Origin of the sequence: Lunatibacter salilacus, assembly GCF_009797935.1 — a bacterium.
Classification (GTDB): Bacteria; Bacteroidota; Bacteroidia; order Cytophagales; family Cyclobacteriaceae; genus Lunatibacter; species Lunatibacter salilacus.
The window spans coordinates 90,837-104,829 of sequence record NZ_VOLC01000011.1 but is presented as its reverse complement, the minus strand read 5'-3'; the positions used below and the strand labels follow the sequence as shown (position 1 = coordinate 104,829).

Sequence of the window (13,993 nt, the reverse complement as noted above, 5' to 3'; positions counted from 1 at the left end):
ATCCTTAGAGATATGCAGCTTAAATCTTTTACTTTTAATCCATTTATGGAAAACACCTATGTGCTTTATGATGAGACTAAAAAGGCCGTCATCATAGACCCCGGATGTCATGACAAACAGGAACGCACCGAATTATTTGATTTCATTAAGGAAGAGGGGTTAACCCCTGTCAAACTACTAAATACCCATTGCCATATAGACCACGTACTTGGCAACGCTTTTGTTAAAAGTACCTATGACATACCACTCTGGTTTCATAAGCAGGAAGAACCAATACTGCGGGCGGTCCCTTCCTATGCAAGTAATTATGGCTTTCCCCAATATCAAGACTCCACAGCGGACCATTACATCTCTGAAGGCGAAGTCGTTAAATTTGGCAACCAAGAGCTAATGAGCATATTAGTTCCGGGGCATTCTCCTGGTCATCTGGTTTTTTTTCACAAGGACTCCAAAACATGTATTGGCGGCGACACGTTGTTTCAGGGGAGTGTTGGAAGAACTGACCTTCCCGGAGGGGATACCCAAACACTGATGAGTGCCATCCGGGAGAAATTGTTTACCTTACCTGATGATGTGGTGGTTTATCCCGGTCACGGTCCAGAAACCAGCATCGGTGAAGAAAAAAACACTAACCCTTTTGTTGGAAAAAACGCGAGATTTTGAAAATTAAACAGCATATTCCAAACTTAGTCACCTGCCTAAACCTCGTATGTGGGATGGTGGGCATTTATTTTGTCTTGGAGGGAAACGTACTTTGGGCTGCCTATTTGGTAATCTTGGCGGCTTTGTTTGATTTTTTGGATGGTTTTTTGGCACGTGTCATGAATGCCTACAGTGAGTTGGGCAAGCAACTGGATTCACTGGCAGATATGGTCACATTCGGGGTATTGCCGGCCTTTCTAGTCTTCAAGTTGATCCAGCTAGGTGGGGACTTTACATATCTCCCCTTTATAGCATTTCTAATTGCAGTGCAATCTGCGCTCCGGTTGGCAAAATTCAATATTGATACCCGACAGAGTGATAGGTTTATTGGCCTTCCGACTCCTGCGAACGCCCTTTTCTTCTCTGCACTACCGCATTTGGCCATTTCCCAGCCATGGGCTGCAAAAATTACGGCCAGCCCGATGGGGTTAATTGCCCTAACGCTGATCTTTTCGTGGTTGCTGACCGCGGAAATTCCCCTCTTGGCACTTAAGTTTAAAAATTTCCAGCTAAAAGAAAATGGATTAAGGTACCTTACCCTTGCAATTGCTGGCTTAAGCCTGGCTTTGTTCGGGCTGGGTGGGATCGTATTTGCCATCCTCGCCTACATTCTTCTTTCGTTGGTAGACAATGCCCTATCCAGCAATGCGGATCTCGCATAATATATCGGTCTATCTGCTTGCTATTTATCTTGGCTTGTGTTTTCCAGGAAAAGGGCAGTGTCAAACCTTAAAGTTTCCCATTATAAAGGAAGGGATTTATAAAATCACCCCTGCTCAGGCTAGTTCTTGGGGTATAGGTCCAGTGTCCGGGATAAGTGTATTTGGAAAAGCCGGGATGCTGGACCAAAAATTGGACTCATCGTTCATGGATTGGAAGGAAATCCCTGCCATGGAAATCAATGGCGATTTGTTCCTATTCCTTTCCACGGCGGATCAGGTTGTGCCAGAAGAAAGGAGTTATAGCCTTAAGCCCCACATTTATACTGATACGCTCTATTACCTACTACGTGGCAGGCAAGTCGAGCCGAGACGGATCACACCGGAAGCTAACGAAGCAGTACCAGATATTGGGCGAATTGGGGAAGATCATACTTGGCTGATGATGCAAACCTACAAACAGGAAGCTTTTAACCTTCTGGGTTCGGGAAGAAATTGGTACGGACATCGGGTTCTTGGTGGCCGGCAATTTTCAGTTACTATTCCAAAACCCAGCGGATTTTCATCCGATCCATCTTGGATAAAAGCGGAAGTAATGGCCCAATCCCTTAGTGAAAGTGAGTTTGAACTAAGCTTTGACGGCAATCCATCTGCTTCTCTATCCCTTCCTTCCATCCCCAATAGTACCTACGGGATCAAAGGACGGGAGGGAACCTTTATAATCAATCATTCGGGAAGTCTATCAAACCAATTGTCACTTCTGTTCAGATATAGCAGCACAGATCCTAACGGTACAGGCTACTTGAAACACATTATCGCAGGATTTCCGGCAGACTTAACTGCAATCACCAATCAGATAGTTTACCGATCTCCTGATAATGAATTAGCTGCAAGGCTTTCAATACCTGATAGCAGGCAATTATGGGATGTCACCCTATCCGGACATCCCACTGATAGAAGCCTTTCTAAAATAGCATCGACAGAGACATGGAAAATGGCCGTATTTGACCCTGAAGCCGTACCCCTTATTTCCGAAACATCGCTCACTCACATCAGTCTGCGAGATTTGCCGGATTTCGCTGAATTTATAATTGTATCCCCTACTGTATTTCTCAATCAGGCAAACAGGCTTGCCAGTTTCAAAAGAAGCAAGGGCATATCGACGTTGGTGGTGACCCCTTCCCAAATGTACGATGCGTATGGATATGGTAACCGGGATATTACAGCGTTTAGAAATTTTTTTGCCAGCCAATATCATCATGGAAAGGTGCTCAAAAATGTGCTTTTTTTCGGAAAAGGGACCTACGACTACAAGCAAATTACTCAAGGGCAACCAAATTTGGTGCCTACCTACAGTTCCAGAAGCAGCCTCAACCCACTGACGAGCTACAGTTCTGACGATTATTTTGGGTTTTTGGATATTGGCACTGGGGAATGGGAAGAAAACAATGCCGGTGATCATCAGCTCCGCATAGGCATAGGCAGGATTCCCGCCACCAACGTCCGGGAAGCTGGAGAAGCAGTAGATAAAATCATCCGATACACTACTACAGAAACTACTCTTGGAGATTGGAAAAGGCGGATTATGCTACTTGCCGATGATGGAGACAACAATATACACCTGAGGGACGCTGAGGCACATGCCACTTTCCTGCAGGAAAACCATCCGGAATTTACATTGGATAAAATTTACCTGGATAAATATGAGCAGATCAATACCGGGAATTCCCAGACAAGCCCTGGCGCAAGGGCTGCCATATCCGATTGGGTTTCAGAGTCAGGTTTGATCATCAACTATATTGGGCATGGCAATGAAACTACGCTGGCGGCAGAGCGGTTGTGGGTAAGCAGCGACTTGGCTGATTGGCCTGAAAATACACGACTACCGCTTTTTGTTACAGCTACTTGTGAGTTTGGGCGGCATGACAGCCCATTTATCCGATCAGGGGCTGAGGAGCTCCTTTTCGCTTCGAGAAAAGGAGCAATTGCACTGCTTACTACAGGAAGACCCGTTTTTAGCAGTATAAATTTTGAACTGAACAAAGCATTCTTTGCCGCTGTATTTGAAAGGTCGGCAGGCAACTATCTTACACTGGGAGAAATCTTCAGTCTTACCAAAAACAACAGTTTGAACGGTCCTTTAAACCGGAATTTCAGTTTGCTTGGGGATCCTTCGCTAACGCTGAGTCTTCCTGAGTTTGGAGCAGAAAACAAAACATTTACGGATATCCAACTTGATGTCCATGTCGATACCCTTCAAGCTCTTCAACGAATAAGGTATCAGGGTCATATTACTGATTCATTTACCGGTTCCCTCATTCCTACTTTTAACGGCAACTTCGCGGTAAGTCTTACAGACAAACCCCAGATTTCAAAAACATTGGGCGATGAGAGTGCCCCTACCAACTTTGAGGAATCCAATGTTTTCATCCATTTGGGAACCGGAGATGTGACCGAAGGTATCTTCGAAGGAGAGCTGATTATAGGCAAAAACATCAATTATGACGTTGGTCAGGGTACAATAAAAGTTTTTGCTACGGACCTAACCCAGTTAAGAGAGGCAATGGGTGCAAGTAGGATTTTAATTGGGGGAAGTTATCGCCAACCGACCCCTGATGGGGCCGGACCGGAAATTGAAATTTTCTCTGCTGACATGTCGCCATTACCGGCTACGATTCCTGCCAGGCAGCTCCCTGTGGTCTTAACGTTTGAGGATGAATCCGGCATCAACATTTCCGATGTTAATATTGGCCAAAATTTAAGACTATTGGTAAATGGCAATGAAGAAATAATTCTAAACAACCTTTACAGATCAGTAGACGGTGGATTTATGCGTGGATATGTACCCCTTACCCTGCGCGGACTTCAGGAGGGGAATAATCAGATAGAAATTATTGCGTTTGACAACCACGGCAACCGTTCCGTGCTTACCAAAACCATCCAAGTAATTGGATCTGAATCCCTTCGCATATCAGCAGTTCTCAGCTATCCAAACCCAGCAACGGATCAGAGTCACTTTGTAATCAGCCACAACCGTCCTGGAGAAAACATCCAAGTAAAATTGACTGTTTTTTCTGTCAGCGGTCACGAAATAATTTCAACGGAAACTCGTTTCCCAAATGCCGATGCTTTGATCCAAGGTCTGGACTGGATTTTTTTGAGAAACAAAACAAAATATCCAGCAAAAGGAACGTATATTTACCGTTTAGAACTGCTTTCTGAGGAAGATGGATCGGCTGACCAACTAGGAGGAAAAATTATTATTCAATGAAGATATCAACTAAAGTAATGAAACAGCTATTTTTTGCAATTTTTGTCTATGGGTGGTCTCTTTCCCTGTCCGCCCAAAACTCCGTGACCCTATATGGTCAGGATCCAAATCGCCGCGTGATTACCACAGCTGTACCTTTTCTAAACTTCGCTCCCGACAGCCGTCACTCTGGAATGGGAGATGTAGGGGTAGCTACTTCTCCGGATGGAAATTCAGCACATTGGAATGCCGGCAAGCTTGCATTTATACAGGAGGATATGGGTTTTTCACTTTCCTATTCTCCTTGGTTGGGTAGGTTGGTACCCGATATGTCGGTTAATTATTTGACTGGCTACAAACGAATTGACAATGTATCTGCCTTCAGTATTGATCTCCGGTATTTTGACATGGGTTCCATACAGCTTACTGACGGTTCAGGTAATCCTTTGGGAGATTTTAATCCCAGAGATATTGCCATAGGAGGCACCTATTCCAGAAAGCTATCTGATAATCTTGGGTTGGGTATTTCAGCCCGGTTTATCCACTCAAATTTATCCGGAAATATTTCTTCTGCCGGTGGAAACGAAAGCCGACCGGGCGTAAGTGTGGGTACCGATGTCGGGTTATATTACAGAACTGATGTAATGGTTTCCGGCAAGGATGCCGAATGGTCATGGGGAGCGCATATATCTAATATAGGACCAAAAATCACCTATAACAGTGCCGACGACCTTGACTATCTGCCCACCAATTTCCGCTTGGGAACTGCGTTGAAAATCCCTATGGATGATTTTAACAACATCACCTTTGCGTTGGATATCAATAAATTGATGGTGCCTACACCGCCCATCTACGAAGAAAATGAAAACGGCCAGTACATCATAGACCCAGAAACCAACAGGCCAAAAATCCTATCCGGTACGGACCCTAACCGTCCGCTTCTAAGTGGTATGTTTGGTTCCTTTGCGGATGCCCCAACGCCTGGAAGATTCAGAGAGGAATTAGATGAGCTTATGATTTCATTGGGTGTGGAATATGATTACGACGACAAATTTGCTGTCAGGATGGGTTATTTTTATGAAAACCCACGAAAAGGCGGTCGCAGGTATTTTACCATGGGCGTCGGTTTCAAAGTACAGCAACGACTTGCGTTTGATTTTTCCTATTTGGTGCCCCAAGTTCAGAACCATCCATTGGCTGAGACACTGCGGCTTTCCCTTGCCTATAATATTACGAGATAATGGTAAACCGATCGATTGCTCCGGGGTTCAAAATCCCGGAACAAATAGCCTTCACACAACCTACAAAGAGGACTCTGAAAAACGGAGTCCCTTTATATTTTATATCGACTCCACACCTCGATGTTGTTAAGATAGAAGTGATTATGCCGAATAATCATCCGGATTACTCCCCAATGCGAGGGTTGATTCCGTTCTTCACACTAAATATGCTTCTCGAGGGAACACATGAACTTACATCTGATGAGTTGGATGATTTTTTTGATTACTACGCCACCGAGGTTGAAATAGTCTCCGGCTTCGAACAACAGGGGCTTTCACTTTTGACTACCAAAAAACACTTCAGAGAAGTGTTGCCTGTATTTCGCTCCTTATTTACCGAAGCGACGTTTCCAGAAAAGGAACTTGCAAAAAGAAAATCGCAGAAAAAACTGACCATTGCCATTCAACAGGAGCAAACGGGAGCAAGGGCCAATCAGCTTATCCGAAAAGCACTTTTTGGTGAAATGCATCCTTTCGGGTATATTTCTGATGAAGCACACGTGGATGCAGTCAACCGTGATGCCATAAAAGGCTATTACGCAACTAACTTTTGCGTCGCCCCTGAAATTTTCGTAACGGGTCATATTACCGATAGGGAAATGCAGGAAATCGAAAACCAGTTTAATGACCTCCCTTTTGGGGAAGAAACGAGTACCTCTCCTAGTTTCGAAACATTTGACGGAAAGCGGATAACTGATTTAAGACCACAATCTTTACAATCAAGTATTCGATTAGGGAAGATTCTCATTCCAAAATCCCATTCGGACTATAATGCGTTAATGGTATTCAACACAACACTTGGAGGATATTTTGGCAGTCGTTTGATCAAAAATATCCGGGAAGAAAAAGGGTATACTTATGGAATCTCCGGTCTCCTTGGGAGCTTAAGATCAACAGATTATTGGATGATACTGGCTGATGTGAAAAAGGGATTTGCAGAGGCTGCCATTGATGAAGTGTATAAAGAGATTAAGTTGCTGGCAGAAGTTGTATTGGAAAAAGAGGAGCTTGAAACTGTCCGAAACTACATGATTGGCCATTTTTTATCCCAGTTCAGTAATCCTTTTGACTTAATGGGCCGGTTTAAAAAAATCCACCTGCAAGGCTTGGACTATACCTATTATGAGGATCAATTGAGATACATCAAAAGCTTTGACCCGAGCGACATTTTACGTATTGGTAAAAAATATTTTGATGAGGAATCCATAAAAGAAATTATTGTGGGAGCCTAGTGCCGGGTATATGCCAGATATAGCCAGGAAATATTTAATTTAAGCCTCCACCACCCCCAATACAGCCAAAACCTTCTAGGCCTTTCATCCAGTCCGTCAACAAAGGATAACAATTTCCCCGCAATTTCAAAATTTGCCGATGCCAGTGCATGCTTTGTTTCATGCAGGGATCGATTAATCAATGCTTTGTTCTCTCTAGGTGTACAATTCATTGTCCTGATTTTTTTCAAAACCTCATACGTTGAAGGCAACATAATGGAATTCTTAGAGCGGTATTGCCCTGCCGAAAAGGAATTGCGGAGCAGACGCTTTTCCACACCGATAGAATTACTGAATATAAACTTATATTTTCTTCCCAAACGAACCATGATATCAAAATCTTCATACGAAAGGGATTCATCATAACCGTTTTCCTTTAGCAGGGTAAAGGTTCTGAAAACCAAAGTGGCGGAGCATACAATATACCTCTCGACAAGATGCTGATACATGTCACCCTCAGGTACAGAGACTTTCAGCGAGCCGTTTTTATCTAAAGGATAGAATGTTCTGGAACGACCTTTCTCATCCACCAATTTTGCATTGGAAAAATAAACTCCCGCATGCCTTTCTTCAAGATGGGACACGGCAGTCTCCAGGTGGGTGGAGCAGAGCATATCATCTGCCGCCAGGTCCACAACAAAGGTGCCGGTACACTTGCGGAGAGCTTCGTTAAATACCTGACAATAATTGCGGGTAACCGTATGATAGTGTATATTCACCGAGGTGAAATAATCGTGTAACCAAAGCCAATTTTGGATAACTTCCACAGAATTGTCTTTGCTCCCATTGTCTATAATGAAAAGTTCTATGTTGGTATAGGTCTGATTGACCACACTGTTTAATGCCTCGAAAATATAATTCTCGTGATTAAAACAGGTACAAATAACAGATACCAATGGTGGCTGCTGAATGAGAGGTAAATTTTTCACAATAGGAATCATTCCTGTTTTCTGTAACTACCGGAATAATTACAAGAAAAATACCAAGCTATTTATTTTTCTGAAACAAGTAACAAATATTGTCCAATTATTTCTATACGTAGTAAATAGCAGTTTATTGCCTATATAGGAATCGAAAAATAACTATGAAATAAAACTTACATGCTAAATTAGAAGAATGGAGGATAAATTTCTGACATTGGGAAAAAAGTCTACCGGTGTTTACAAAGAAAAAGGTAGCAAATTCTTGGCTTTTGCTTATCCTATTTCTGCTGAGGAAGAAATCAAACCGATTTTAGAAAGCTTGAAAAAAGAATTCTACGACGCGCGCCATCACTGCTATGCCTATATGCTGGGAAAGGACCAGAAACTTTTCAGATCAAACGATGACGGCGAACCCAATCATTCGGCAGGAGATCCCATTTTGGGTCAGATCCGGTCTAATGGGCTTACGAATGTGTTAATAGTTGTGGTGAGGTATTTTGGAGGCATCAAACTGGGGGTGGGAGGTTTAATAAAAGCGTATAAAACAGCCGCCATGGAGGCTATCAATTCAAACGAAATTCTGGAAGGAGTGGTAACATCGGAAATGAATTTCTCCTTTGAATATCGCCATACCAATGAGGTAATGAGAATTATAGCGATGTATGAAATGGAAATCATCAGTCAAAGCTTTCAATCCATTTGCGAGATTTCTTTACGGTGCCAAAAGTCTCGTCTAAATAAAGCCTATCATCTCTTCGAAAAAATATCCTCCTTTTCGAAAAAATAATCAATATACACTTGCCAAGCTTCGGGAACTGGGTATTTCTTGCAGTCCATATAATTCCACAATTTGATCCGTTGTGTAAAATTTGACGTCCGGCCATCTTCTGATAATCTCTTCCAAGAGGGTGTCCAATTGTTCAAGACTTTCTCCAGGGATCTTTTCATCGAATATACCAACATAATTCGATCTGCTGCTGCATATTACGGCGGGTCGCCTATGGTTAAACGCTTGGGTCACTTCTGCCAAACAACGACCCGTTTCATTTTCTGTAGGGTAAAATGCCGGTTCGAAACGGCAATTCCTGATAAGTTGAATACTATTGGTGTGGTTATCAAAACCGGAAACGATACGTTTTCTATTGTAAATCATTTCCCCATTTCTCACCTTTCGAGGTAACAAATGCGTACCATTACTTTGGAAAACTGTTACACCTTGTTCCCTTATTTCTTTTAAAAAATAACTTGAAGTAACATAAAAAGGGGCGACAAATGAGCAAGGCCTTTTATGAAAAAAATCCTGAAAGGCATTCAACCCCTGTGTAATATTGTCCTTGAGATATTGCTCTTCTTCTCCAGACAAATATTCATAAGCAATGGAATAATAATCAGAAGAAAATCTCGTCCTGCTTAGGTTATATACGCCATACTGAAAAGCAATTTGAAGATCAAGTTTATTTTTAACCAAGCCATCCAGCCAGCGCTTTTTATTTACGGGATCATGTCCCATAAATTGAGGAGAAATTAACCCGTTTTCAATTCCACTTCTCCAGAGATTCAAAACGCCTGGGCGCTCCTTCTCCATCGTAAGGTAAAAAGGTTCAGAAAAATACTCTCGAAAACCATGTTCTTCTATTTTTTTAAAATCCGGATTGCCGGTTGTTACATTAAAAGTAAAGACAGGGTTTTTTCCTTCAGCGTCTTTGTGTTTCAAAAGAATTTCTAGAAGCTGATTAAGTTCTTGGGGACTTTCAAACCCATCAAGAACAGTCCTAAATCCCTTATTTTCCTTAAAACTGAGCTTTATTCCCTTTCCTAAAAGGGATTGAAACACCTGCTTGTTTGGAAGTCTAGCCGATCCCCAACCGTCAGATTGAAATACAACAATTTTGTCGTCAATATTCTTTCCAAAAAATCTCTCCCTCTGCTCTCTAATTGTTCGTTTAAGCATACTATTTTTTCTTGTAATAGTTAATTTGGTTAAAAAATTTTGATTTTTGTGATTTTAGTTTATAATCGTTCTGTAACCTTATACATAAAACTAGACTCAAAAATATTAGATTCAAAACAATAAAACGGGAAATTCACTTCTAATACAACCAAAGCGTTTTTTTAATTTCAAACTACATTATTTAATATTTAAAAATTCAAAAATAAATACTTTCGCTTTTTGAATACCTATTTTTGTTTTTCGCGTACATTTATGTCTTAAATCTATTTTCGAATTAATGAACTACATTTAAAAATATAAAAGAATCGTTTAATTGTTATGAAACTGAAATTTTAGATTTTATGAAATGGGTTATTCACTTTCATTGGCCAAAAATCTGTGAATCCTTATATTACTTAAACATCCAAAATTTCAACACGAGACTAATGGAACTTTCCAAATTCGATTTTTTTTCCCTCAATATCTTTAAAAATTGGTATCAATTTATTTACTGTGGTTTTGGAAAATCTCAATTTAGGTTTCCGATTAAAAATCCATGATTTTGACGGAGAAAAAAGTCAGACTTTCCAATATTCGGAAAGCAGTACGACACTTTCCAGATTTAGTCTCATTTGTTAAAAATATATGGATTCCAATTCAATTTTGGCGGAAAATTTGTTGCAAATTCCGCAGGCTTAAAACGATAATTGTATTCTACTAATATGGAAATAGCGGTTCCAGCGTTCCGTTATCTAGAAGTTTTTGAAAAATAGCAAGGCAGGCCCACGCATCAGTTGCAGCATACAGTTCCTGCTTATCTGTCAATTGGTCGGCTTCCCAGTTAGACACCTGCTCGGATTTTGAAATCCTGATGCCCAATACCATGGCACTTAGATTTCTTACCCCGACATTTAAGAAGCCTACTTTTTTCAACTCCTCATTAAGATCAAAAAAACTGGACGGTTTGAAAGTAGGCGATAATTTTTTAAGCCCCTTTAGATCGTCTCGCACTGCCGCTCCAATTTTTACAATATCGGGATTTTCCAAAATACGCTTCACCTCTCTTGGAAATCCGATTTTATTTATCCGGATCAAATAAGCCGTATCATCCGTTGCAAGTTGAATTAACGCCACATCATAGGACACGCCTCTACGAAACGCAGGTCTAGTTTCTGTGTCGAAGCCGATGGATTTTTTGGAATTAAGGTCCTCATACATTTTTTGTAACCCCTCCAACTCATCAATGAGGATAATCTTTCCCTCGAAGGCTCCCAGTTCAAATCCATTGACTTCCTCCTTTGTAATCTTAAGCGGTATCATACAGCGATCTCTTCTTCAATTTCTTTCATTTCCTCCTTGGAATAATAGTTGATGCCGAGTTTCAGGTACCCAAACAAAATAGTCATAAATGGACTAATAATATTGAAAAAACAATAAGGCGCATAGGTAAGTGTAGCCACGCCCAAAACAGATGCCTGTGTGGCACCGCAAGTATTCCATGGTACCAACACGGAAGTTACGGTAGCACTATCCTCCAATGTTCTGCTTAGATTTTCTCCTTTAAGTCCCTTTTTTCTATAAATATCAGCGTACATCCTCCCCGGAACCAAAATAGCTAGATATTGGTCAGAGGTAGTCAGGTTGAAAAACACACCCGTTCCTGCTGTGGCAGCTATCAGCGATCCTACGGTAGTAACTTTTCTCATAACGGCTTCCGCCAAAACCCGCAGCATCCCACTGACTTCCATAATACCTCCAAAAACCATGGCACAAATGATAAGCCAAACTGTATTTAACATTCCAAACATTCCCCCGGTTATAAGAAGTTCATTGACTACATCATTGGAAGTGACAATGGTAGTGTTACCGTAAAGCGATGTCATCACCACCTGAAAAGAATTAACCGCAAAACTACTTTCCGGGTTCCAAGCCAAGCTCTTGATAAGCTCCGGCTGAAATATTATTGCCCAAATCCCCCCCAACAGTGCTCCAAACAACAAAGTTGGAATCGCTGGGGCCTTTTTCAGAATTAGGACAAGTACTAATAGCGGAACCACAAACAACCATCCTGAAATAGTAAACCGCTCTAAAATTACCGCAGATATTTCGGAAACTTGATCCACTGATCCCTCTGACTCCCTGACCAATCCAATAATTCCGAATATTAGCAGAGTAATCAGAATGGTTGGAACAGTCGTTTTGGTCATGTGGCGGATATGGGTGAACAAATCCGTTCCCGCCATGGCGGGGGCCAAGTTAGTGGTGTCTGAAAGTGGTGACATTTTATCTCCAAAATAAGCTCCCGAAATGATTGCTCCCGCAATTATGCCTTCATCAAACCCCAGGGCTTTTCCAATTCCCAGCAATGCCACACCCACCGTAGCTACGGTAGTCCAACTGCTTCCTGTAGCAACCGATACAATGGCACTGACCAAACAAGCCGCAACAAGAAAAATTGAGGGGTTTAAAACCTGAAGTCCATAGTAAATCATGGCGGGTACGATGCCACTAAGCATCCAAGTACCGGCTAAGGAACCGATTAGCAACAGGATCAATATCGATGACATGGCCGCAGAAATACTGTGAATCATACCGTCCTGAATCTTATCCCATGAATAACCCAATCTAAAAACCGCCACGAGTCCAGCAACTGCCGCTGAGAGTATTAAAACAATTTGATTGGAACCACTTAGGCCATCTGTCTGAAAAATTTTGATATTGACTACTAATAATATCACCAAAAATCCGATTGGAAAAATCGCTTCAGCAATCGTTGGTTCCTTTGTGGTGTGTGACATTCAGTTTGGTTGAGTTATAAAGTGGGCCTAAAAGTAAAAAAAAATACGGATTATCCAGATATTATGCCGCTAATACGACTGATGTTTATCCGTATAAAATGACGGGGCCACTTCCTGAGAAACAATCAGCAATTTTATATTTTTTACCTAAAATCCGCAGAATTTTGATATAACTAAGTGATCATTATGAAGAAAAACCTTCCAGGTTTTTACACGTTGAATTTGACCAAATAGTTGATTATCAATAATAACTAGAAGGTTTGCGCATTTTAAGGTTTATATTCCTGAAAGACATCAAACTATCTCAATTGCTGTTTTCCCAGATAATCAAATCCAGTTTGACTGTCGAATAGGTTAGCCTTTTTTTGCTCAAACATCCAAATCCTAAATAATAATTATTCAACAATGTTTCAAATTCCATTTTTATTCTTAATTTTAAATGGATATAACATATCTCCAAGGCATTAATCCTTTTTAAAATGAGGAAAATCGATCAATTATTGGCTGAATACGGGGTTAGTCACACCCACCCTTTCAACAAACTCATCCATTGGATCTGTGTGCCTGCGATTTTTTTCAGCATCGTGGGTCTTATTTACTGTATCCCTCCTGGTCCAATGCAGAGTTTGGGTTTTGTATTGGGGAGTTTTGCCAACTGGGCTACCTTCGTGCTGCTCCTAGTTTTGATTTATTATTGGACAATTTCCCCTCCGTTGACCCTGGGTATGTTTCTTTTTTCGGCTTTGAGCCTTGCAATTGCTAACTTTCTGTCCATAGTATCCCCCATACCCCTATGGGTAATTTGCCTGTCTATCTTTATTGTCGCTTGGATATTTCAATTTTATGGGCATAAAGTTGAAGGTAAAAAACCATCCTTTTTTAAAGATGTTCAGTTTCTATTAATCGGGCCCGCATGGTTAATGCATTTTATTTATAAAAAATTCGGTTTCGCCTATTAAAGTCATTACCTGATTAGGTCCATCTACTCCATTTGTGGCTAATCCCAATTACTTTGGTTACTGTACCTTCATATTCACCTGTAAACAAATGAATTAGGTTGCCAAACCTAATGCGAGTTTAATAGGTAAAGTGAATTTTAATTTTTAAGGGCTTAAAATTTCATCTTAGAAAGATTTCCGGAAATGGTTGTCTTTTTTTTAAAAACCTATCTTGAAGTTAT

11 protein-coding genes are annotated in these 13,993 nt (G+C 41.1%); 7 read left to right on the top strand and 4 right to left on the bottom strand.

Features of this window, described 5'->3' with window-relative positions; translation table 11 throughout:
• Positions 1-12 precede the first annotated feature (12 nt).
• From FQ608_RS15675 to FQ608_RS15655, 5 genes are all read left to right on the top strand, one after another.
• A complete protein-coding gene (locus FQ608_RS15675; RefSeq protein WP_158859183.1) occupies positions 13-663 on the top strand; it encodes an MBL fold metallo-hydrolase in 651 nt (216 codons plus the stop codon).
• Positions 660-1,364: a CDP-diacylglycerol--serine O-phosphatidyltransferase gene (pssA, locus tag FQ608_RS15670; RefSeq protein ID WP_158859182.1), complete on the top strand. Its 705-nt coding sequence runs from the start codon at positions 660-662 to the stop codon at positions 1,362-1,364. Before FQ608_RS15675 ends, pssA begins: the two co-directional genes overlap by 4 nt.
• On the top strand, positions 1,333-4,632 hold the full coding sequence (porU, locus tag FQ608_RS15665) for a type IX secretion system sortase PorU (RefSeq protein ID WP_158859181.1): 3,300 nt from the start codon (positions 1,333-1,335) through the stop codon (positions 4,630-4,632). The genes pssA and porU overlap by 32 nt, the downstream gene beginning before the upstream one ends.
• Positions 4,629-5,852, top strand: coding sequence for a type IX secretion system outer membrane channel protein PorV (gene porV / locus FQ608_RS15660; protein WP_158859180.1), 1,224 nt, complete (start codon positions 4,629-4,631; stop codon positions 5,850-5,852). Before porU ends, porV begins: the two co-directional genes overlap by 4 nt.
• A gap of 143 nt (positions 5,853-5,995) precedes the next feature.
• Positions 5,996-7,123 carry a M16 family metallopeptidase gene (locus tag FQ608_RS15655; protein WP_234364227.1) on the top strand — a complete coding sequence of 376 codons (1,128 nt, stop codon included), beginning with the start codon at positions 5,996-5,998 and terminating at the stop codon, positions 7,121-7,123.
• On the opposite strand, the gene FQ608_RS15650 is transcribed toward FQ608_RS15655, so the two are convergent.
• Positions 7,120-8,091 (bottom strand): glycosyltransferase family 2 protein, encoded by a 972-nt coding sequence (locus FQ608_RS15650; protein WP_158859178.1) that lies wholly within the window; start codon positions 8,089-8,091, stop codon positions 7,120-7,122. The two genes, FQ608_RS15655 and FQ608_RS15650, sit on opposite strands and share 4 nt — an antisense overlap.
• A 187-nt stretch (positions 8,092-8,278) precedes the next feature.
• Here FQ608_RS15650 and FQ608_RS15645 point away from each other — a divergent pair, with 187 nt between their 5' ends.
• Positions 8,279-8,872 (top strand): IMPACT family protein, encoded by a 594-nt coding sequence (locus FQ608_RS15645; protein ID WP_158859177.1) that lies wholly within the window; start codon positions 8,279-8,281, stop codon positions 8,870-8,872.
• Here FQ608_RS15645 and FQ608_RS15640 read toward each other — a convergent pair whose 3' ends face one another.
• The 3 genes from FQ608_RS15640 to nhaC form a co-directional block, all read right to left on the bottom strand.
• Positions 8,873-10,036, bottom strand: coding sequence for a hypothetical protein (locus FQ608_RS15640; protein ID WP_158859176.1), 1,164 nt, complete (start codon positions 10,034-10,036; stop codon positions 8,873-8,875).
• A gap of 696 nt (positions 10,037-10,732) precedes the next feature.
• Positions 10,733-11,335 carry a 3'-5' exonuclease gene (locus FQ608_RS15635; RefSeq protein ID WP_158859175.1) on the bottom strand — a complete coding sequence of 201 codons (603 nt, stop codon included), beginning with the start codon at positions 11,333-11,335 and terminating at the stop codon, positions 10,733-10,735.
• Positions 11,332-12,813, bottom strand: coding sequence for a Na+/H+ antiporter NhaC (gene nhaC, locus FQ608_RS15630; protein WP_158859174.1), 1,482 nt, complete (start codon positions 12,811-12,813; stop codon positions 11,332-11,334). The genes FQ608_RS15635 and nhaC overlap by 4 nt, the downstream gene beginning before the upstream one ends.
• Positions 12,814-13,292: 479 nt before the next feature.
• On the opposite strand from nhaC, the gene FQ608_RS15625 reads away from it, so the two are divergent.
• Positions 13,293-13,772: an Mpo1 family 2-hydroxy fatty acid dioxygenase gene (locus FQ608_RS15625; RefSeq protein ID WP_158859173.1), complete on the top strand. Its 480-nt coding sequence runs from the start codon at positions 13,293-13,295 to the stop codon at positions 13,770-13,772.
• Positions 13,773-13,993 lie beyond the last annotated feature (221 nt).